This is a genomic window from Micromonospora tulbaghiae (assembly GCF_900091605.1).
Lineage (GTDB): Bacteria > Actinomycetota > Actinomycetes > Mycobacteriales > Micromonosporaceae > Micromonospora > Micromonospora tulbaghiae.
The window spans coordinates 344,033-364,372 of record NZ_FMCQ01000008.1 but is presented as its reverse complement, the minus strand read 5'-3'; the positions used below and the strand labels follow the sequence as shown (position 1 = coordinate 364,372).

Sequence of the window (20,340 nt, the reverse complement as noted above, 5' to 3'; positions counted from 1 at the left end):
GATGAGGTATCCCACCCACATTTGTGGGGTAAGGCCCCCAGCTAGACGACTGGGTTGATAGGCCGGAAATGTAAGCCCGGTAACGGGTTCAGTTGACCGGTACTAATAGGCCGAGGACTTGACTACTAAGCTGCTACGCGTCCACTGTGCAACTCTGAACAAACCACCACCCATGTTGTTGGGTTGGTTGACATGTTCATAGAGTTACGGCGGTCATGGCGGAGGGGAAACGCCCGGTAACATTCCGAACCCGGAAGCTAAGCCCTCCAGCGCCGATGGTACTGCACTCGGGAGGGTGTGGGAGAGTAGGACACCGCCGGACAATCTTCCAATTCAGGGCCACCCCACACGGGGTGGCCCTGAATCGTATTCTCCCCCGGAAAACACCACGACGGGCCCTCTCGATCTCGTACCGTCGAGCGGGAACCGTCGACGCACGCACACGCCCGCCGGCTCGGTGGCGCGAAACGTGACGTGCCGTACGCCGGGACCGTGATCGGGTCCGACCGCACGGGGTACAGGAGTGGGCATGGAGATCGGAATCATCGGGTCGGGGCACATCGGGGGCACCCTCACCCGTCGTCTGCGTTCACTCGGTCACGGCGTCGCGGTGGCCAACTCCCGCGGGCCACAGAGCCTGACCGACCTCGCCGCCGAGAGCGGCGCCCGGGCCGTGTCGGTGGAGGAGGCCGTCCAGGGCGCCGAGCTGGTGGTCATCGCGATCCCGCTGAGGGCGGTGCCGCAGCTGCCGGCGGCGCTCTTCGACGGCAAGCTGGTGGTCGACGCCAACAACTACTACTCCCAGCGCGACGGCGACATCCCCGAGCTGCTGGACCGCAGCCTCAGCTCCAGCCGCTGGACCGCTGATCACCTCAAGGGCGCGCGGGTGGTGAAGGTCTTCAACAACATCCAGGCCGCGCACCTGATGGACCAGGGCAAGCCGGCCGGTACGGCGGGCCGGATCGCGCTGCCGGTGGCCGCCGACGACGCGGACGCCAAGCGGATCGTGATGGGGCTGGTGGACGAGCTGGGCTTCGACCCGGTCGACGCGGGCACCCTGGACGAGAGCTGGCGGCAGCAGCCGGACACGCCCGTCTACGGCACCGACCGGGACGCCGACGGCGTACGCGAGGGGCTGGCCGCGGCGCGGCCCTGAGAAGCATGGAAAAGCCCTGCCGGATGCGTCCGGCGGGGTTTTTCCGCGTTCGGTGGATCAGTCGTCGCCCGGCTTCGGGGCGCAGATGAAGCGCGGCTCGGCGTCGTAGCGCCAGCTGAACTTCTCCCGCTTGAACACCTTGCCGTCCTTCTTGATGACCCGGTACGCGTCCTGGGCGAACCCGACTGCGCCGGCGGCGGCGATGCAGCTCGGTCCCGGCGTCAGGTAGACCGTCTTCGGCTGGGTGATGTTGCGGCGCGGGCCGTACTCGGTCTTCACGCTGTCGTAGATCTTGGTGCTCCAGATCGAGACGGTGATCGAGCTGGACGTGTACGACGTGTCGATCAGTACGCCGTAGGGCGTGTTGTTGCGGAACTTGAAGTCGAGCTGCGGCCAGTAGATGGTCGACTCGATCACCGCCGGGTAGCGGCTGAAGTAGAACGAGTGCGGCTTGTGCTCGACGTCCTCCAGACCGGCGTAGTAGCTGGCGTTGAACAGCGTGGTGGTGAACTGGGAGACGCCGCCGCCGACGCCCGGCACCAGCTTGCCGCCGACGATCGTCGGGGCGTCCTTGTATCCCTGGTCGTAGCCGCGTTCGCCGGTGTGCCCGTTGAGCGAGAACGTCTCGCCCGGCTTCACCAGCGCGCCGTCCACGTCCTTCGCCGCGCGGACGATGTTCTGGCTCCGCGGCGACGAGAGGCCACCGGTGAAGTGGGTGGTGAAGGTCGACACCCGCTCCTTGATACCGAGCTTCGCCAGCTCCGCCTCGGTCAGCTCGGGGGCGGCCGGCTTCAGCTCGGCGGTCACCGTACGGCCCTCGGTCTTCGGCAGCACCGCGAGCAGGGCCGGGCCGAGCGCGGCGGCGTCGACCTGGCGCCCGGCCTTGCTGGGCAGCACCTTCGGCTTGCCGCCGCTGATGGTCAGCCCGGCGTCCTGTGGCTCCACCTCGAGCTTCGTCAGCCGGTCCCCGAGCGCGGTACGCAGCCGCTTGACGTCGACCTTCGGGGTGAGCGTGCCGGCGTCGTCGGCGGAGAAGCGCAGCGACCGGGCGATGGCGGCGGGCGGGACGGTGACCGAGCCTCCGTCGGTGGTGAGCGTGACCGGTGCGGCCACCGCGGGCCGGGCCAGTTCGGCGATGATCCGGTCCACCTCCTCGCGGGTGGTGGCCGGCCACTTCTCGACGAGCGGCACGGTGACCGGCTCGGCGGCCAGCCAGCCGGCCTTGACCACGGCGGCGGCGCCGTCGGTGTCGATCGTCAGCGCCGGCTTCGGGTAGACGGGCTTCGGTGTGGTCCCGGTCCAGATGATCGCCGGCATGGTCATCTCACGCCCCTGCGCGCCCATCACCTTGCGCAGGGCCGCCCCCAGCTTGGCCTGGTCGACGGTGACCACCGGCTCGACCGACCGGGAGCCGACGAGTCGGCTCACCGCGTGCGCGTCCGCCTCGGCGGCCGCCGCCACGGTCGCCTCCACGTCGATGGCGAGCCCCACGTCGGACGGCTTCAGCTCGGCCTTGTTCCCACCGACTGTGACCGCGAGCGGGGTGTTCAACGTGTCGGCCCGGCGTTCCAGCTCGGCGCGGAGCGCCTGGGCCGCTTCGGCCTTGCTCCGCCCGCCCAGCTCGGTGCCGAGCACCGTGGTGCCCCGGGGCACGTCACCGGCGTACGCGTAGGCACCCAGGCCGACGCCGCCGGCGAGCACGGCCGCGACGATCCCGCCGGCCAGCAGCAGCCGGGCCCGTCGCGAGCGTGCCGGCTTGCCGCCGCCCCCCGGTGGTGTGGCGACCGGCTCCATCTCGACGCCGGGCCAGCTCACCGCCGCCACCTTGATGGTGGGCCGGTCGTCGGCAGCCGGCATCTTCTCGCCGTACATCGTCACTGCAACCTCGATCGGAAGTACACGCGGGGACCGCTTCCCCCGCGGGAGACACCTACGGTAACCAACGCTCGGGCCCGCCGGGAGTGTCCGGTCCGGCGGTCGTGTCGGTTGACCGCCGGTGTCGCACCGATCACCCGTTTCGGGGCCGTGCCGGGGCGTGGATCGTGGCACGGTGAGCTGGTGCGGACACAGGATCGGGTGCCGGCGTACGGCGGCGGATGGCTGGACCGGGCGGGGGCGCGACGCGTCGACGCGGACTGGCTGGCCGAGCGGCTGACCGATCCGGCGAGCGTGGTGCTGCCGTTGTGGCGGGACCGCTGCCTCGTCGACGGGGACGGCCCGGTCCGGCTCACCGGGGAGCGTGCGTCGGCGGTCCGGGCCGCCGCGGGCGAGACCGTCTTCCTCGGGGTCGACGGCGATGCCGCGGTGTTCGCCGTGGATCTCTCCGCGCTGGGCGAGCGGGCCGCCGTGGCGGCGGCCTCCGCGACGGGGACTGTCGACCTGCGGGCGCTGGCCGGTCGGCTCGACCCGGCCGGGGCGGCCGTCCAGGCGTACGCCCGGGGGTTGCTGTTGTGGCACCGGCAGCAGCGATACTGCGGCGCGTGCGGCGCGGCGGCCGTGGCCGGGGGTGGCGGGCACGTCCGGACCTGCGCCGGCGCGGAGTGCGGGCGGCTGCTGTTCCCCCGGATCGAGCCGGCCGTCATCGTGCTCGTCGAGGCGCCCGGCCCGCCGGGGCGCTGCCTGCTGGCCCGGCACGCGGGTGCGGCCGAGGGGGCCTGGTCGACGCTCGCCGGCTTCGTCGAGGTCGGTGAGAGCCTGGAGGACGCGGTCCGTCGGGAGCTGGCGGAGGAGGCGGGTGTCACCGTCACCGACGTGACCTACCAGGGGTCGCAGGCGTGGCCGTTCCCCGCCGGCCTGATGGTGGGTTTCCGGGCCGTCGCCGCTTCCGAGCAGATTCGCGTCGACGGCGTGGAGCTGCTGGAGGCGCGCTGGTTCACCCGGGCGGAGCTGCGGGAGCGGATCGCGTCCGGTCGGCCGCTGGGCCGGGTGGACTCGATCGACCACCTGTTGCTGGAGGACTGGCTGGGCGCCGACTCGCCGGCACGGCCATCAGCAGTGTCGTGACCACGGCCGTCGCGAGGGCCGCGACGACCAGACCGCCGACGGTACGCGGGCGCACGATCGCGGCGACCGTCACCAGCGCGCAGGTGCCCAGCCACAACGGTGCCGCCGCCCACCTGACGCCCCCGGCGAGACGGTCGTTGAGCAGCACGAACGTCACCGCGTAGAGCGCGCCGACGGCGGCGAACAGCGGCGCGTACCGGCCCAGCGCCGTGTAGCCGGGTCCGCCGACGAGCCGGAAGGCCAGCCCGCCCGCGACCGCCGACGCGCCGACCAGGACCAGACCGCAGGCACCCGTCACCGCGAGCGCGACGGTGCGGCTGCGGCGGTCCCCGCGGGCCAGGCGCGGCAGGGCCAGGACGGCGGCGACCTGCGGCGCCCAGAGCGCGCCCTTGGTCAGGACCGTCCCCACCGAGTACGCCCCGGAGCCCGACGGCGGCAGCAGTTGCCGGGCCAGCAGCAGGTCGGCGTAGGAGACGACGAGCATCGCCAGCGTCGCGCCGCATCCGGCGGTCACCTGGGCGACGGTCAGGCGCGGTGCGGCGGACGGTCGCCGGGGCGTACCGGTGAGCCAGGCCAGCGCCGGGGGCGCGAGCGCGGCGGTGAGCGCCCCGATCGCGAGCGCGCCGGTCAGGCCCGCGCCGAGCAGCAGCCCCACGATCACCCCGCCGTAGCGGGCGGCGGCCAGCAGCGCCATCGCGGTGGCGAGCCGCAGGAAGCGCTGGCCGCCCTGCAACTCGCCGAGCGAGCGGGACGAGAGCACCACCGAGGCCGTGGTGACCGCCAGCAGCGCGGGTACCACTGCGGGCAGGTCCAACGCGGCGACCAGCACCGGCGTCGCCACCAGCAGCGCCCCCGCGCACACGGCGGCGGTCAGCACGGTGAGCCGCCGGGTGTCCGACGGGCCGTGCCGGGCGTGGTGCACGGCGACTGCCAGTTGCAGGCCGAGCCCCGGCACACCGGCGATGGCCACCAGTCCGAGGGCGGTGGCGAGCGCGCCGAGGTCGTCCGCGTCCAGCTTCCGCGCGGCGAGCACCGGCACCAGGTAGGCAAGGCCGTTGACCAGGACACCGGCCAGCGTGACGGCGACACCCGCCGCCCCCAGCCCGGTTCTCCGGGCGTCCGCGGCCTCCGGCCGGCCCTCGCTCACGTGATCTCCGAGACGCGGGACACCGGGTCGCCGCCCGGCTCGGCCCGACCGTCCGGGTCCGGCTCGGCCCGACCGTCCGGGTCCGGCTCGGCCCGACCGTCCGGGTCGGCACCTCGGTCCGCGTCCGGGTCGGCACCTCGGTCCGCGTCCGGGTCGGCACCTCGGTCCGCGTCCGGGTCGGCGTCGAGGTCCGGTCCTCGATCAGGACCCGCGCCCGGGTCGGTGTGGTCGGCGGGAGCGGCGACGGCCGCGGCGGCGAGGGCGGGGACGGGCGTCGGCGCCCGGGGGGCCGGCACGGCCGGGCCCGCCGCCGAGGCCGGGCGGATCCGGCGTACGGGCCGTCGGCGGGCGGTCGTGGAGAGCCAGAGCGCGCCCAGGGCGGCGACCGTGAGGAGCTGCGGCAGCGCGTCGGTGTGCTGGTCGGCCGATTCCAGGTAGACCCATCCGGCGAGCACCACGAGCGCGCCGGGAAGCCACGTCTCGGCGGCCCGGGCGATCCTCCTGACCCGCCGGGGGTCACCGATCCAGGGCAGGCGGCGCGGCCCGGGTACGGCGAGCATGAAGCCCGCCGCGACCAGCAGGGCGCCGAGCAGACCGCTGTGGAGGACGAGCGCGGCCGCGCCGACTGCGAGCAGCGGCAGCGAGCGGGTGAGCCGTCGACGGGCCGCCGGCACGACGGCGACCGCCCGGTCCCCGGCCGGCCGGCGATCAGGCAGCACCGCGAGCAGGACCACCGCCGCCAGCAGAACCCCGCCGAGCAGCAGACCCATCCGGTACGGGGTGTCCGGCGTGAAGCGCAGCACCACGTCCCCGGAGACACCGGCGGGAAGGATCCAGCCCTGCTGCCAGCCGTCCACCACGAGCGGGGTGAGCGTCTTCCCGCCGATGGTCGCCTGCCAGCCGGTGTTGGTGTTCTCCCGTACCGCGAGCACCCGGTCGACGGGGTGCTCGGAAACCCGTACCCGCCGCTCGGTGGCCGACCAGGAACCCACCTCGATGTCGCTGGCGGTGGCCGCCGCGGCGGGCGTGGCGGTGCGTGGCGCCAGCGCGACCCGGGTGGCGGTGGCGAGCGTGCTCGCCGTGGTGACGACGCGGTGCTCGCCGCTGCCCAGGTCGAGCTGCCGGGGCGTGTTCCGGCCGCAGGCGGTGACCGGCATCTCGCGCAGTTCCAGCAGGTCGCGCACCGTGCCGGTGAGCGTGGTGGTGATCCGGGACGACCCCACCTGGAGCGTCGGGCCCGAACCGCAGGCCAGCTTCAGCGGGGTCTCCGGACGGGGTGCGACGGTGGTACCGAGGGGCAGCACCGTCACCTCGCCGACCGCGACGGGCAACGCCTCGGGCAGCCGCAGGCCGTACGGGTCGGTGCTGGTGGCGGACGGCTTGTCGAGGAACTGGATGGTGATCTCGTCGGTCCGCATCGGCGGGTCGAGCGTGAGCACGCCGTCGTTGGTGAGCAGGTTGCTGCGGAACCCGTCGTCGCCGACCACCCGTACGCTGCCGAGCCGGGTGGCGGCGGTCCCCTCCTCGACGGTGAAGCGGATCCGGCTGATGACCTGCGGTTCGAGCCAGGTGAGGCGCAGGATCGGCGCCTCGTCGTTCAGCGCCGGTGACCAGCTCGTGGCCGGGTCGCCGTCGAGGACCGCGCCGGGCCGGCCGGCCGGGTCGGGCACTGCCGTCGAGGACGCGGTGACCTGCGGCGCGAGGCGCAACGGCTGGGCGTCGGCGACCAGCTTGTCCAGGGCGGCGTTCAGCTCCGGGCCGGGCGTCGGTCGTGCCCACAGCTTCGCGTCGTACGTCCCGGCCATCGGCAGCGTGAAGGTGCGGTCGATGGTGGAGGCGTCCTCCGAGCCGCGGATCGCGTCGGTGGAGCAGCGCGGGCGGCCGTCGACGGTGAAGCAGGCGGGCGTGGACGGCGCGGCCGACACGACGACACCGGCCGGCTGGTCGGTGGCGGGGGCGGCGGGCAACTGGAGCGTCCGGCCGGTCTCGACTCCGGGAATCTTGATCTCGGTGATGCCGACCGACTTGTCGCCGAACGGGCGCAGGTCGAACGCGGCGTCGACGGAGACCTCGACCTTGCGGGTGGCGTGGACGCCGGGCAGCTCGAAGACCATGTGGTCACCGAACTGCTCGACGGTGCGGCTCTCGTACCCGGCGGTCACGGTGACCGTGGTGGGCAGGGCGTCGGCCTTCAGGTCGAACCACACCTCCACCCGGGTGACCCGGGTCGGGTTCGCCAGGTTCACCTCGATCCACTGCCTGTCGCTGCGCGAGTGCGGCGCCGAGCGCCAGGACGTGGCGGTGTTCCCGTCCATCGCCGCGTACGGCTGGTATTCCGGCCGGGCGCCGCCGGTCGCGTCGATCTGGGAGCGGGCGGTCGAGGCGCGGATCCCGCTGATGCCCTCGAAGCGGGCGACCGTCGACCACTCCGGTCCCCAGTCGGGCAGATAGTCGTGCGCGGGCGCGGACACCGCGAAGGTGTCGCCGGCGGTGAGCGTCTGGGAGGAGTTGTCGCGCAGCCGGCCGAACGAGACGTCGCGCCGCCGCAGCCCGTCGGTCATCACGACCGGCCCGGTGGTCCCGCCGGCCTTCGCGTCGCCGGCCAGGACCGTGGGCGCGGCGCTCAGCTGGCCCGAGGCGGCCAGGTCGAGCAGCGACTCGGGACCGCCGACGACAGTGGTCACGTCGTCGCGGTCGTACGCGACCACCGGCTGGACGGCCCGGTCCACCCGGTACACCTCGAGTGCCCGGCCGGGCACGTCCAGGCCCTGGTCGCGGAACTCGTCCGGGGAGTCGGAGCCGCCGCGTACCGGGCCGAAGGCCACGACGCGGGTCAGCCCGGGTGAGCGTTCCAGCGCCTGCCGGACGACCGCCGGGCGGGCCGTGTCCGAGCGGCCGTGGTCGAGGTCGGCGCGGAACAGGACGTGGCTGATCCCGGAGCGGGCGAGCAGATCGGCCAGGCCGTTCGACCCGGCGCCGGTGGCGAGCGTCGACTCGATCGCGTCCAGCAGCCGGATCGTGGCGGGCGGGGTGAACGGGATGGCGTTGCGGACCGCCCACCGGCTGTCGAGCAGCGGCTGGGCGATCTCGTCGGTGGTGCTGCCCCAGTCGTACGTGGGGAAGCGCGCGGCGGGGACCACGAGCACGCGCCCGCGTCCGGTGTTGGCGTCCAGCCAGTCGGTGGCCTGGTGCCAGTAGCCGGGCACGTCCTTGACCGCGCCCGGGGTGGCGAGGCCACCGGCGAGCGCCGGTGAGGCGACGCCCGCAACCGCGACCATGGCCGTGCCGGCGGTGAGCCAGGCCCGGGCCGTGGCACGACCGCGGCGCTGCTCGGGCGCGGTCCGGGCGGCGCGTACGGCGAGGCTGACCAGGTGCGCCAGGCCGAGTGCCAGCGGCAGGCGGAGCAGCACGTCGAACTTGTGCACGTTGCGCAGCGGAGCGCCGATGCCGTCGAGGAACTGCTGCTGCGGCCCGGCGAGGATGTTCGGCAGGTCGCCGGTGTGCCCGAGCCCGACGAGCGCGACGCCGAGCAGCAGGCCGGTGATGAGGAACCGGCGGTGCGGCATCCCGCGCCGGGACAGCCCGAGCACCCCGAGCACGGCCACCGCCAGGGTGGCCACGACGAGCAGCGTGTCGTTGGCCAGCCGCGCGCCGGCCGGGATGTTCGCGCCGAACGGGGAGGCCAGGTACGCGACCCAGTAGGAGGCGCCGCGCAACGTCGTCACCGCGTCGGTGACGCTCGTGGTGTTGCGGGCGGTCTCGATGTAGTCCAGGAAGGGCGGGCTGTACCGGCCGAGGACCAGCAGCGGGATGAGCCACCACGCGGTGGCCAGGGCGACCGCGCCGCACCAGGCGGCGAGGGCGGTGACACGGCGGCGCAGCGGCCGGAGCGTGGCGAGCCAGAGCAGGGCGAGCGGCACCACGGCGGCGACGGCGGTGGCGTTGACGCCGCCCGCGCAGGCGACGGCGACCGCCGACCCGGCGACCGCGCGGCGCAGGCGGGAGCCCCGGGCGAGTCCCACGAGCGGGATGAGCACCCACGGCGCGACGGCGCTGGGCCAGGACTCCACCGACGACCAGCCGAGCTGGGTCAGGATGCGCGGGGACAGCGCGAACGCGACACCGGCGATCATCCGGCCGGCGGGGCTGCCGATGCCGAGCCGGCCGGCCAGCCGCACCACACCGAGGTACGCGACGCAGAACAGCAGCGCCCACCACAACCGCTGGACGATCCACGGCGCGATGCCCAGTTCCGTCCCGAGCAGGAAGAACGGGCCCATCGGCCAGAGATATCCGTACGCCTGGTTCTGGAGCTGGCCGAACGTGCCGGTGGGATCCCACAGGTGCAGCGAGCGCAGCAGCCACCCCGCCGGGTTGACGTTCAGGTCGACCTTGGTGTCCGGGACGACCTGTCCGGGTGCCTGCTGGAAGGCGAGGGCGGTGAGCGCGAGACAGATCGTCAGGTGCCGGAACCGTCGGGCAGTCTGCCGGGCACGGCCGGTCTCCCGGGCGGGGGTGTCCGTCCCCGTCGGCGACGTTGTCGTCCCGTCCGCACGCATTTTCGGCTCCTGTCTCGCCGGCCGTACGCGCACCTGCAACATGACGCGTGTCGCGCGACGTTATCCGGACCGGACGCGCGGCGGCGACCTGGGGGCGCTGCGGGGCGTTATCAGGAGAACGGCCGTCCCCACGGCGTGTAAGCGTGTGGCAGGCTGCCGACCATGTCAATGCCACAAGCAGCGGCCGAGACGCATCCGGCAGCCGTCGGCGCGGAGGACGACGGACCCGGACCACTCGGTCGTTGGATAGCCGCCGACCGCGTCCGCGCGGTCGCGATCGCCCTCATCATCGTGTCCGTCGCGTCGCGCGCCGGGCTGGCCGCGCGTGGCTGGTTCTCGCAGGACGAGTTCGTCATCGCCGCGCAGGTGCTCGACACCCGGCTGGACCCGGACTACCTGCTGGGCACGTTCAACAACCACCTCATGCCGGGCGGGCTCGCGGTCGCCTGGTTGATGGTCCGGGCGGCCGGTTTCGCCGGCTGGCCGTGGATCCTGCTGCTGGCGGCCGGGCAGGCGGCGGTGGGGATCGCCCTCTACCGGCTGCTCCGTGACCTGCTGCGGCCCGGCTGGGGGCTGCTCGTCCCGCTGAGCCTGTTCCTGTTCAGCCCGCTGACGCTCGAGGTGTCGTCGCTGTGGCTGGTCGGGCTGCTGGTGCTGCCGCCGCAACTCGCCCTGGTCCTCGCGGTGGCGGCCCAGGTCCGGTACGTGCGCACCGGCCGGAGACGGCATCTCGTCCTGGTCGCGTTCTGGCTGGTGTTCGGCCTGCTCTTCGACACCAAGGCGCTGCTGATCGTGCCGCTGCTGTTCCTGCTGACCGCGTTCCTGTTCACCAAGGGCCGTGCGTGGCGCAGCCTGGTGACCACCGTCGTGCGGTTCTGGCCGGCGTGGCTGATGCTCACCGTGCTGTCCGGGGCGTACCTGGCGTACTACCTGACCCGCCCGGCCCGGGGGCTGGACGAGCCCACCTCGGTCGGGCAGGTCTTCTCCTTCCTGGGCGACCTGATCGGCGACACGGTGGTGCCGGGCCTGCTCGGCGGGCCGTGGCGCTGGACGTACGCCGGTGACGGGCCGCCGCTGTCCGACCCGTACGACATCGCGAAGTGGCTGTCCTGGGCGGTGCTCGCGGCGCTGGTCGTGGTCACCGTGCGGCGGCGGCCGTCCGCCGGGCGGGCCTGGCTGCTGCTCGCCTGCTACCTCGGCCTGGTCGCGGCGCTGTTCGCGGTGACCCGGCTCGGCGGACCGCTGGGGCCGCTGGTCGGCGTCGTCCCCCGGTACGTCGCGGACGTGGTGCTGGTGGCCGCGATCTGCGTCGGGGTGGCGCTGCTCGGGATGAAGGACAGCGACGAGGACGACGTCTCCGCGTGGCCGCTGCCGACTGTGCTGCGGGAGCCGGGCGCCTTCGCCGTGGGTCTTGTCTCGATGGTCGTGCTGCTGGCCACCATCGGGGTGGGCACGCTGTGGAGCACCGCGCGGTTCGGCGACAACTGGAGCATCAAGCACGGGCGGGACTACCTGGCCACGACGCAGGCCGAGCTGGCCGCCGCGCCGCCCGGCACCGTCTTCTTCGACACGACCGTCCCGGGCCGGGTCGTTGCCGGATACTTCTGGCCGGACAACCTCCAGTCCCACTTCTTCCGCCCGGCGGACCGTCGGCCGACGTTCGTGACGATGAGCGAGAAGCCGTCGACGTTCGACGAGAACGGCCGGATCCGTCCGGTCGTAGTCGAGGGACGCAAGGTCGCGCCCGGCACCGTGGAGGGCTGCGGGCACCTGGCCGAGGGCGGCCGGACCGTCCGGATCCCGATGGACGGCTATCTGGTGGAGTGGCCGTACGTCGTGCACTTCGGCTACGTCAGCTCCGGTGACTCGACGGCGGTGTTCAAGCTCGGCGACGCCACCCGGGAACTCACGCTCAAGAGCGGTCTGAACGACGTGTTCTTCATGCTGGAGGGCGCCGGGTCCGCCGTCGAGCTGACCGTGAACACGCCGGGCGTCAGGTTGTGCACCAACCTCGTCACCATCGGCCGGGCGGTGCCGAAGCCGTAATGACCGGACGCCCCGCCGAGGCCGGCGGCCCCGCGGTCCGGCGGTGGCGGGAGACGCTGCCGCTGTACCTCGGGGCGGTCGTCGTCACCGCGTTGATCCTGGCTCCGCTCGCGGCGCCGGGCTACGCGCTGCGGTACGACATGGTGTTCGTCCCCCGGCAGCCGCTGAGCTGGGATCTGGTGGCCCCGGCGCAGAGCCTGCCCCGGGCGGTGCCGATGGACGCGCTGGTCTCGCTGGTGACCCAGCTCGTGCCGGGCTGGGTGGTGCAGCGGGTGGCGCTGGCCGGGGCGGTCCTGTTCGCCGCCGTGGGCGCCGGACGGCTGGTGCCGACGCAGCGGCGTGCGGTGCGGCTGGTCGCCGCGGTGGCGTACGCGTGGACGCCGTACCTGGCCGAGCGGCTGCTGATCGGGCAGTGGGGGCTGCTGCTGGCGTACGCCGCGTTGCCCTGGCTGGTGCGGGCGGCGCTGGACCTGCGGGCGGGCCGTGACGGCGCGCTCGCCCGGGTGGTGCTGCTCGCCGCTCCCGCCGCGATCACCCCGACCGGCGGCCTGATCGCGCTGGCGACGGTGCTGGCGCTGGCGACGGACCGGGCGCGGCTCCGGCTGTCCGCGGTCGCGGTGGGCGGTGTCGCGCTGCTCAACGCCCCGTGGATCGTGGCGGCCCTGGTCACCGGCGCGGGCGGCACGTCCGACCCGGCCGGCGTGGCGGCGTTCGCGGCGCGCGCAGAGAACTGGGCGGGCCCGCTGGTGGCGCTCGCGGGCACCGGCGGCATCTGGAACGTGCAGGCCACTCCGGCCAGCCGGTCCGCCACGCTGGCCCCGCTGGCGACAGTGGTGCTCGTGGTGCTGGCCGTGGTCGGCGCCGGCCTGTTGCGGCGTCGGCTGCCGGCGGGCGCGGCGGTACGGCTGGGCGTGCTGGCCGGCGGCGCGTACCTGCTGGCCGCCCTCGCCGTGCTGCCCGGCGGCAACGCGGCGCTGAGCTGGGCGGTGGCGCACGTGCCCGGGGCGGGGCTGCTCCGCGACGGGCAGAAGTTCCTCGCGCCGTACGCCCTCGTGCTGGTGGTGTGCGCGGCGCTCGGCGCCGAACGGCTGGTTGCCCGGATCGACCGCGAGGTGGGCGGGATCGTGCTGGCCGGGCTGCTGCTCCTGCCGGTGGCCGCGATGCCGGACCTGGCGTTCGGCGGGGCCGGCCGGATCAGTCCGGTGCGCTACCCGGCGGACTGGCGGGCGGTCGCCGAGCGCCTGCCCGACGATCCCGGTGAGATCCTCGCCCTGCCGCTGACCACCTACCGGGCCTATCCGTGGAACCCGGGCCGGGTGGTGCTGGACCCGGCGCCCCGCTATCTGCCGGGAACCGTGCTCACCGACGACACGCTCGTGGTCGACGACGTCGCGGTGGCCGGCGAGAATCCGCGCCTGCGCGAGGTGCGCCGGGTGCTTGCCGAGGGGCGGCCGGTCTCGGCCACCGGCGTGCGCTGGGTGGTGGTGCAGCACGGCACACCGAGCACAGTGGACCCGGCCGTCCTGGCCGGTCTCGACCTCCGGTACGAGGGGGAGTCGCTGAGCCTCTACCGGAACCCGGCCGCCTCGGATTCGCCGCCGCGGGCCGGAGCGAGCCGCTGGCTGGTCGTGCTCGCGTGCGGAACTGCCGTTCTGGCGGTCATGGCTGCCGCCTTTTCGACCCTACGCCGGCGAGCTACTGCGTGGTAACGTCCGCTCGCACGTCTCACCATCGGAGGAATGGCATGCGTAGAGCTTTGACCCTTGTCGTGTCCGGCCTGGTGGCGGCGTTGCTCGGGGTCCTGGCCCTCGGCGGGCTCTCGGCCGCCGCGACCGCCACGGCGGAGGAGGCCGCGACCGAGGCGCGTAACGCCACGGAGGCGGCCAAGCGGGCCGGGAAGCAGGACCCGTACGCCCCCGAGGTCTACGGCAACAGGTAGGACGGGTCGCCCCGCCGCTGGACCGGGCGGGGCGAGTCCGCAGTCTCCAGCAGGGTCGCGAAGCGTTCCCCCGCCACCGGCCAGGTGAAGTTCGCCGCGTGCCGCCGGGCCTGGGCGCCCATCTCCTGACGCATCTCGTCGTCGTGCAGCAGCGCGCGCACCTTCGCCAGGTAGTCGTCGATGTCGTCGGCCAGCAGGCCGGTACGCCCGTCGACCACCGCCTCCGCGACGCCACCCGCCTCCCGGAACGCCACTGTCGGTGTACCCGCAGCGCCGGCCTCCACGATCGTCAGCCCCCAGCCCTCCTTGAGCGACGGCGTCAGGGCGACCCAGGCCGAGGCGAGCAGCGCGGCCTTCTCCTCCTCCGTCACGAAGCCCCGGAAGTCCACCCGGTCGGTGATGTCCAGCTCGTCGGCGACCTCGCGCAGGTGCGACTCCCACCAGCCCTGCCCGGCAACCACAAGCCGGAGCTGGGGCAGCTCGTCGGCGAGCGCCGCGACCGCGCGCAGCGCCACCTCCACCCGCTTGTGCGGCACCAGGCGGTTGAGCGTCACGAGCAGCGGGAACGGGGCGCGCTCGGCGTCGGTTCGGGGCAGCTCCGGCGTGCCGTTGTAGACCACCGAGACCTGCTCCGGCGGTACGCCGAGGGTGGCGAGTTCACGCCGGGTCGCCTCGGACACGGTGACGTACCGGCAGCGCCGGTAGACGCGTACCGCCAGCGACGACTCGACCCACCAGCCGAACCGGGCGGCCCACTGCGGCAGGACCACCGGCCACTGCTCGCGGTGCACGTGGTGGATCAGCTTGACCACCGGGCGCCGGGCCCAGAGCGGGGAGAGGAACGGCAGGCCGTTGCAGACGTCGACGAGGATGTCCGGCCGGCCGCCCCGCCGCGCGGCGAGCGGGCCGAGGCCGAACGCCCCGGCCAGGTAGCAGAGCGCGGCCCAGAGGTAGACGGTGTGCCGGCCGCCGCGCCGGACGAACCGGATGCCCTCGTCGTTGACCTCGTCGGCGGGGGCTTCGCGGTGCGCGGCGCAGAACAGGGTGGCGCGGAATCCGCGCGCCACCAGCTCGGCGGCGATCCGTTCCACGTACACCTCGGAACCGCCGCCCTCGGGGTTGCGAGTGTCTCGCCAGTTGAGGAACAGCACGTGTCCGGGCATGCCGAAGCGACGCTCCACGCGAACCCTACTCTCAAGTAATTTAGCGGTGCGCGTCACATTAAGGGCTGGGCCTGCGCCCGGCAATGCCCCGACCGGCGGCGTCGGCCGTCCGGCCGGTGCCGGGTCACGGAAGGTGAGCGGTGCGTGACAGCTAGGCGGGCGCCGCGACGTCCGGTGTGGTGGCCGGGACGGCTGATGTCCCGGATGCCGGCCCACGCCCGGTCGGCCGGCGGCGGCTCTGCGTGCCGAGCGTCTGGAGGGGGCGCTCGACGCCGTAGTAGCTGACCGCGGCGTACGCCAGGCCGAAGACCATGGTCAGGGCGAAGGTGTTGACGAATCCGCCGGTGAACAGCGGCCGGTCGTCGAGCAGGTAGATCAGCTCGATGACCAGCGGGTGCCACAGGAACAGGCCGTACGACACGTGGCCCATCCACCGCGCCCACCCGCTGCTGAAGGCCTCCTTCGCCCGGGTCGGCCCGCCGAACGCCACCGGGATCGTGATCAGGACGGCGATCAGGAGGTAGAGCGCCAGTTTGGTGCCGAACTCGGTGGCGGTCGGGCTGGTCAGGTCGCGCGGACCGGCGATCGGCGTCGTCGCGATCGCCATCACCGCGACCGCGGCCGCCCAGCAGGCGAGCGGCGCCGAGGCGAGGTCGTCGAGCACGCGGAAGGCGGCCGGCGCGGTGCCGGTACGCAGGGCCACGTGTGCCGCGGCGAGCGCCATGCCGCCGCCGAACCAGGCGCCGTACGAGGGGAACCACATCGTGTGCAGCGCGCCGTCGAGCCAGCCGGCGCCCATCATGGCGACCCATGCGAGGGTCAGCAACGCCCCGGAGGAGGCGAGCAGCACGGTGCGGACGGGACGCCACGTCCGGCCCACGGCGAGCACGGCGATCAGCGGCAGGAGCAGGTAGAAGACGACCTCGGTGGCGAGGCTCCAGGTCTGGCTGAGCCCGTGCCCGAGCTGGCCGGCTTCGTAGATCTGGGTGAGCGTGAGGTGGCGCAGCCAGTCACCCGCCGACACCGGGTGGTTGCCGGGCAGGACGACGAAACAGACCACCACCGCCAGCCAGTACGCGGGCAGGATCCGCAGCGCGCGGCGCCAGAAGTACCGCTTGGTGCGGGGCCGCGGCCGTCCGGTCGCGACGCTGAGCGCCCACGGGCGGAACAGCAGGAAGCCGGACAGCACGAAGAAGATCGCCACGCCCACGTCCAGACGCGCCAACCAGCCGCCCCACGTGGTGTTCATGGTGACGGCGGTCTGGAAGCCGACGTGGTGACCGACGACCGCCACCGCGCCGATCGCTCGCAGCGCGTCGAGGGCGGGAAGACGGCCCGTTACCGATGGCTCCGGGGTTGTTGGCGTGGTGGCTGTGGACATCTGGACATCCAGGGGGTCGCTTTTGAAGGTGACTGGGGAGTAACCTCCCGCCAATGCTAAGGATCGGGTGCCCCGGACGACAGACCGTAGGGCGGCAGGTTACAGGAGGATGAGTGAAGCTTCGCGTGGGCGCCGCGCTCTTCGGGCTAGGTGTCTTGTTGCTGGTCTTCGCGGCCGGGCTGCCGTTCTACGTGGCCCCTGCCGTGACCAAGCTGCCCTATGACCTGGAACCAACGACGTCCGTCGCGGAGGCGAAGGGCGCGAAGTTCCTACAGATCAAGTCCGAAGCCGGCGCGGTGAGCATCGAGGTGCCGCAGGCCGACCTCGTGTCCAGCATCGAGGTCATCCCGCAGCCGGAGGACACCAAGGACCGCGTGCCCAAGGAGCTGAAGGGCGACGCGGTCATCTGGAACGTCTTCCAGACGGTCAAGCGCAGCGACAACCAGGATGTGATCAGCCAGTACAGCACCGAGCTGGCGCTGTACCGGATCTCCGGCGCGGCGGCGCCGTGGGACGAGCAGTGGCTCAACGAGTCCGGCGCGGAGCAGACCCCGGTCGGCAACGTGCGCTACTCCGGCCAGATCTACAAGTTCCCGTTCGGCACCGGCAAGCGTGACTACCAGGTGTTCGACCGCGACCTGAAGAAGACGTTCCCGGCGCGGTTCACCGGCACCGAGAAGATCAAGGGCGTCGAGACGTACCGCTTCGAGCAGCGGATCGAGAACGAGCCGCTGAACACCCCGGCGGACAGCGTCAAGACGCTGCTGGGCAAGTTCGCGCCGACCGCGACCACCGGCCAGGTCGTCTACAGCAACACCCGTACGCTCTGGGTCGACCCGGTGACCGGCGCCTACGTCAAGGTGCGCGAGCAGCAGTACAAGGAGCTGCGTCCGGACACCGGCGCCCCGACCGTGCTGCTGGACGCGGACTTCAACTACAACGACGACACGATCAGCCGCAGCGTCGAGACGGTGAAGGACAACCGTTTCAAGATCGGCATGATCAGTGTCTGGGGCCCGATCATCGCCGCTGTGCTCGGCCTGATCGCCCTGATCGCGGGCGTGTGGCTGGTGACCCGGCCCAAGGGCGACGGCAACGCCCGACACCGCGCGGACGCGCCGGCCTCCGACCCGACGCCCACCCGCGTCGACCAGGAGCCCGTGGGTGGCCCGCTCGACGACGAGATCCCGCCGGCGTCGACGAACTGGCGGTCCGACGATCCGTCGGTGCCGGGCCAGCGCTCGGGCGCCGGTGAGGTGGAGCGCCGCTGACCGGTACGCCGGAAGCACGACGGAGGGGTGGACCGCAGTGCGGTCCACCCCTCCGTCGTGAAGATCTCCCATGCGGGCGACCGTACTTTACATTCGTTACTCGATTGTAACGGCGAGATATCCAGTGACTTTCCGTCGCGTTCACCATCATCTATGCCCGGTTTGGCGCGACATTTCGCCCTCGTCGCCCCGCCTGGCCTGGGATTTCGTGACGCCCCGTCATCTCCGCGTCCCATCTCGGTGTTACCGCCGGGTAATCGGGGGGTTGTGAGCTACACCGCATCGGGTGCACGATCAGGCTCGATCGTTACCCGTCGGTAACAGAGGACGGGCCCGGCGCGGGCCGCCGGTTCGAACCGGCCGCCGCGCACATTCGTTCGAGGAGGAACCCGTGCAGAATCGGCTCGACAACCAGGGTCGCACCCGGTGGCGGCGGTTCGCCGCCATGATCGTGCCCACCACGGCCGCCGCCGGTGCCATCCTGTTCGGCATGTCGACCGGCGCCATCGCCTCCGACATCACCGTGTCCGGGCAGACGTTCAAGATCGGCGCCGAGCGCCTGGAGGGCGAGGGCTTCAAGCAGTACGGCGGCATCGTCCGCGAGAAGGGCGAGGACGGCAAGGCCGGCGCGACGCGCCCGGTCGCGATGGCCGAGATCAGCAGCGCCGACCTGTACAAGCTCTGCCAGTCCGTCCGCGCCGACCTGCCCGGCCTGCCGGTGGTGCTCACCATCAACGCCGGTGAGGGCAAGGACCCCGCCCGGGCCAAGGACCTCGTGATCGCGATGGACTCGCTCGAGGGCAACGCCACCTTCACCAACATCCAGATCGGCCGCGACGCCAGCGACCTCAACCCGACGGCGCAGCGGGGCTCGTTCGGCCAGAACTCCGACCGGGTGACCATCCGCGAACTGAAGCAGGTGTCCCGCTACACCACTTCCTCGACGTTCAACCTGGTCGGGCTCCGGCTCAAGGTCAACGTGGGCGACGACGCCAAGGGCAAGGAGTGCTTCTGAGCTGAGCACGGCCCGCGGTGGCCGACCACCGCGGGCCCGCCCCACCGTCCCCGTCCCCGCTCCGCCAGGAGGAGTACGTGACAACCGTCGAACCGTCCCACGCCCGGCTCGGCACCGCGGCCCGGGCTTGGCGGACCTTCCGCCGCTGGCAGCGGAGCCGGCCGTTCTGGGGCGGCCTGTTCATCATCCTGGCCGGGGTGGAGATGCTCGCCTCCACCCGGTTGACCCTCAACGGCCTGAGCTTCAGCAGCGGCGCCACCGGCCTGCTCTCCCTGCTGATCCCAGGCATTCTCGTGACCTGCGGGGTGCTGCTCTGGCTCAGTCCGGCGCAGCGGCTGTTCTACTCGATCGTCGCGGCGATCACCGCCGTCTACTCCCTGATCGGGCTCAACCTCGGCGGCTTCTTCGTCGGCCTGCTGCTCGGCATTCTGGGCAGCGCGCTCGCGTTCGCCTGGGTGCCGACCCCGCCGGCCGGTCCCGCCGGCGCCGAAGCGGCCGAGGCCGAGCCCGGCACCGACGAGCCCGGCACCGACGAGCCCGGCACAGACGAGCCCGGCACCACGGTGGACGACGAGCCCGAGACGGCCGTGGACGCGCAGCCCGCGGACGAGCGGCCGACCGTCGAGGTGCCGGTCGGCGTCCGTCCGGCCGTCGAGCAGCCGACTGCCGAGCGGCCGGGCGGGGAGCGGCCGGTCCCTCGGCAGTCGGTGAACGGGCAGGCGGCCGGATCCGACGGCGGCCCGCCGGAGTGGGCGGGCCGTTCGGCGGACCCGCGCACCTTCGGCATCGTCCTCGTGGTGCTCGGCCTCGCCACCGCCGGCCTCGCCGTACAGCCGCGGGCGGTGCAGGCCGCCCCGAGCAAGCCCGCCGCGAGCGCCTGCCCGTCGAAACCCGCCACGCCGTCCTCCGGCGCGAGCGCACCCTCCGCCACGCCCACCCCGACGCCGAGCGCGAGCCCGACACGGGAAGGCAACATCATCACCGACTTCTTCGACGGGATCGGCGACCTGTTCAAGGGCGGCAGCGGCAAGAGCGCGACGCCCTCGCCCACACCGACCGCGAGCGGGTCGGCGGCCCCGACGAGCAAGCCGACGACCCGTCCCGGCTCGACCGACTGCCCGGCGCCGGGCAAGCCGGGCAAGGAGGAACCGGCGAAGCCCGGCAAGGTGGAACCGGGCAAGCCGCTGCCGCGTATCGCCGCCGACCCGAGCCTGCCGAAGGTGGGCCAGCAGCCGTCGAAGCTCACCGGCTCCAAGGTGGCCATGACCGGGCTGCGGTTCGAGGGGATCACCGACCTGCAGACCGAGCAGGGCGCGCTCAAGGTGCTGAAGTTCAGCATGAAGGAGGCGGTGACCGACGACTTCCTGCTGGTCGCCGACGGTCCACGCGGTCGCACCCAGCGGTACGTGACCCCTCAGCTCGTCGTCCGCGACGACGTCGCGTTCTACTGCACCCGGTTCGTCGGCAAGCTCGCCGGCATCAAGCTGACGCTGACCCCGGACCTGCCGTTCCCGGACGGGCTGCCGGTCACGCTGCCCTTCAAGGTGACGTTCACCGACCCGGTCATCGACCTGGCGTACGTCACCAGCGACACGTTGACCGGCGAGCCGCTGCGGTTGACCCTCGGCGCGTAGGGCGACGGGTGCCGGCGGACGCACCG

12 protein-coding genes, 2 rRNA genes and 1 pseudogene are annotated in these 20,340 nt (G+C 73.0%); 10 read left to right on the top strand and 5 right to left on the bottom strand.

Features of this window, described 5'->3' with window-relative positions; translation table 11 throughout:
• From GA0070562_RS23480 to GA0070562_RS23470, 3 genes are all read left to right on the top strand, one after another.
• Window positions 1-126 (top strand): 23S ribosomal RNA (locus GA0070562_RS23480); the annotation flags it as partial.
• Window positions 127-205: 79 nt separating this feature from the next.
• Window positions 206-322: ribosomal RNA gene (rrf, locus tag GA0070562_RS23475) — 5S ribosomal RNA — on the top strand.
• 207 nt (window positions 323-529) lie between these two features.
• Complete coding sequence (locus tag GA0070562_RS23470) at window positions 530-1,156, top strand: NADPH-dependent F420 reductase (protein WP_091426004.1); 627 nt, start codon at window positions 530-532, stop codon at window positions 1,154-1,156.
• Window positions 1,157-1,213: 57 nt separating this feature from the next.
• Here the strand turns inward: GA0070562_RS23470 and GA0070562_RS23465 are convergent, their stop codons facing one another.
• Window positions 1,214-3,028 (bottom strand): VanW family protein, encoded by a 1,815-nt coding sequence (locus tag GA0070562_RS23465; protein WP_175438855.1) that lies wholly within the window; start codon window positions 3,026-3,028, stop codon window positions 1,214-1,216.
• 186 nt (window positions 3,029-3,214) lie between these two features.
• Between GA0070562_RS23465 and nudC the strand changes: the two genes are divergently transcribed.
• The gene (gene nudC / locus GA0070562_RS23460) at window positions 3,215-4,159 is read left to right on the top strand and encodes an NAD(+) diphosphatase (protein ID WP_091426076.1); all 945 of its coding nucleotides are present in this window, start codon (window positions 3,215-3,217) and stop codon (window positions 4,157-4,159) included.
• Here the strand turns inward: nudC and GA0070562_RS30785 are convergent.
• Window positions 4,062-5,306 (bottom strand): annotated as a pseudogene (locus GA0070562_RS30785) (polysaccharide biosynthesis protein); the annotation flags it as partial. The gene nudC and the pseudogene GA0070562_RS30785 overlap by 98 nt on opposite strands.
• A complete protein-coding gene (locus GA0070562_RS23455; protein ID WP_091426000.1) occupies window positions 5,303-9,865 on the bottom strand; it encodes an alpha-(1->3)-arabinofuranosyltransferase in 4,563 nt (1,520 codons plus the stop codon). The pseudogene GA0070562_RS30785 and the gene GA0070562_RS23455, both read right to left, overlap by 4 nt.
• Window positions 9,866-10,033: 168 nt before the next feature.
• On the opposite strand from GA0070562_RS23455, the gene GA0070562_RS23450 reads away from it, so the two are divergent.
• From GA0070562_RS23450 to GA0070562_RS23440, 3 genes are read left to right on the top strand one after another with little or no spacing between them, the layout of a single operon-like run.
• Window positions 10,034-11,911, top strand: a complete 1,878-nt coding sequence (locus tag GA0070562_RS23450; protein WP_372443334.1) for a hypothetical protein — start codon at window positions 10,034-10,036, stop codon at window positions 11,909-11,911.
• A complete protein-coding gene (locus tag GA0070562_RS23445) occupies window positions 11,911-13,620 on the top strand; it encodes an MmpA family trehalose lipid delivery protein (protein WP_091425996.1) in 1,710 nt (569 codons plus the stop codon). Before GA0070562_RS23450 ends, GA0070562_RS23445 begins: the two co-directional genes overlap by 1 nt.
• 35 nt (window positions 13,621-13,655) lie before the next feature.
• Complete coding sequence (locus GA0070562_RS23440) at window positions 13,656-13,850, top strand: hypothetical protein (RefSeq protein WP_091425994.1); 195 nt, start codon at window positions 13,656-13,658, stop codon at window positions 13,848-13,850.
• Here GA0070562_RS23440 and GA0070562_RS23435 read toward each other — a convergent pair.
• Window positions 13,835-15,013, bottom strand: coding sequence for a glycosyltransferase family 4 protein (locus GA0070562_RS23435; RefSeq protein WP_091426073.1), 1,179 nt, complete (start codon window positions 15,011-15,013; stop codon window positions 13,835-13,837). The two genes, GA0070562_RS23440 and GA0070562_RS23435, sit on opposite strands and share 16 nt — an antisense overlap.
• A gap of 151 nt (window positions 15,014-15,164) precedes the next feature.
• Window positions 15,165-16,394: an acyltransferase family protein gene (locus GA0070562_RS23430; protein WP_091425991.1), complete on the bottom strand. Its 1,230-nt coding sequence runs from the start codon at window positions 16,392-16,394 to the stop codon at window positions 15,165-15,167.
• A gap of 113 nt (window positions 16,395-16,507) precedes the next feature.
• Here GA0070562_RS23430 and pgfA point away from each other — a divergent pair, with 113 nt between their 5' ends.
• From pgfA to GA0070562_RS23415, 3 genes are all read left to right on the top strand, one after another.
• A complete protein-coding gene (gene pgfA, locus GA0070562_RS23425) occupies window positions 16,508-17,665 on the top strand; it encodes a cell envelope lipid trafficking protein PgfA (protein ID WP_091425988.1) in 1,158 nt (385 codons plus the stop codon).
• Window positions 17,666-18,056: 391 nt separating this feature from the next.
• Entirely contained in the window at window positions 18,057-18,680 is a 624-nt protein-coding gene (locus GA0070562_RS23420; protein ID WP_091425986.1) for a DUF6230 family protein, read from the top strand.
• Window positions 18,681-18,757: 77 nt separating this feature from the next.
• Window positions 18,758-20,314 carry a DUF6114 domain-containing protein gene (locus GA0070562_RS23415; RefSeq protein WP_091426071.1) on the top strand — a complete coding sequence of 519 codons (1,557 nt, stop codon included), beginning with the start codon at window positions 18,758-18,760 and terminating at the stop codon, window positions 20,312-20,314.
• Window positions 20,315-20,340 lie beyond the last annotated feature (26 nt).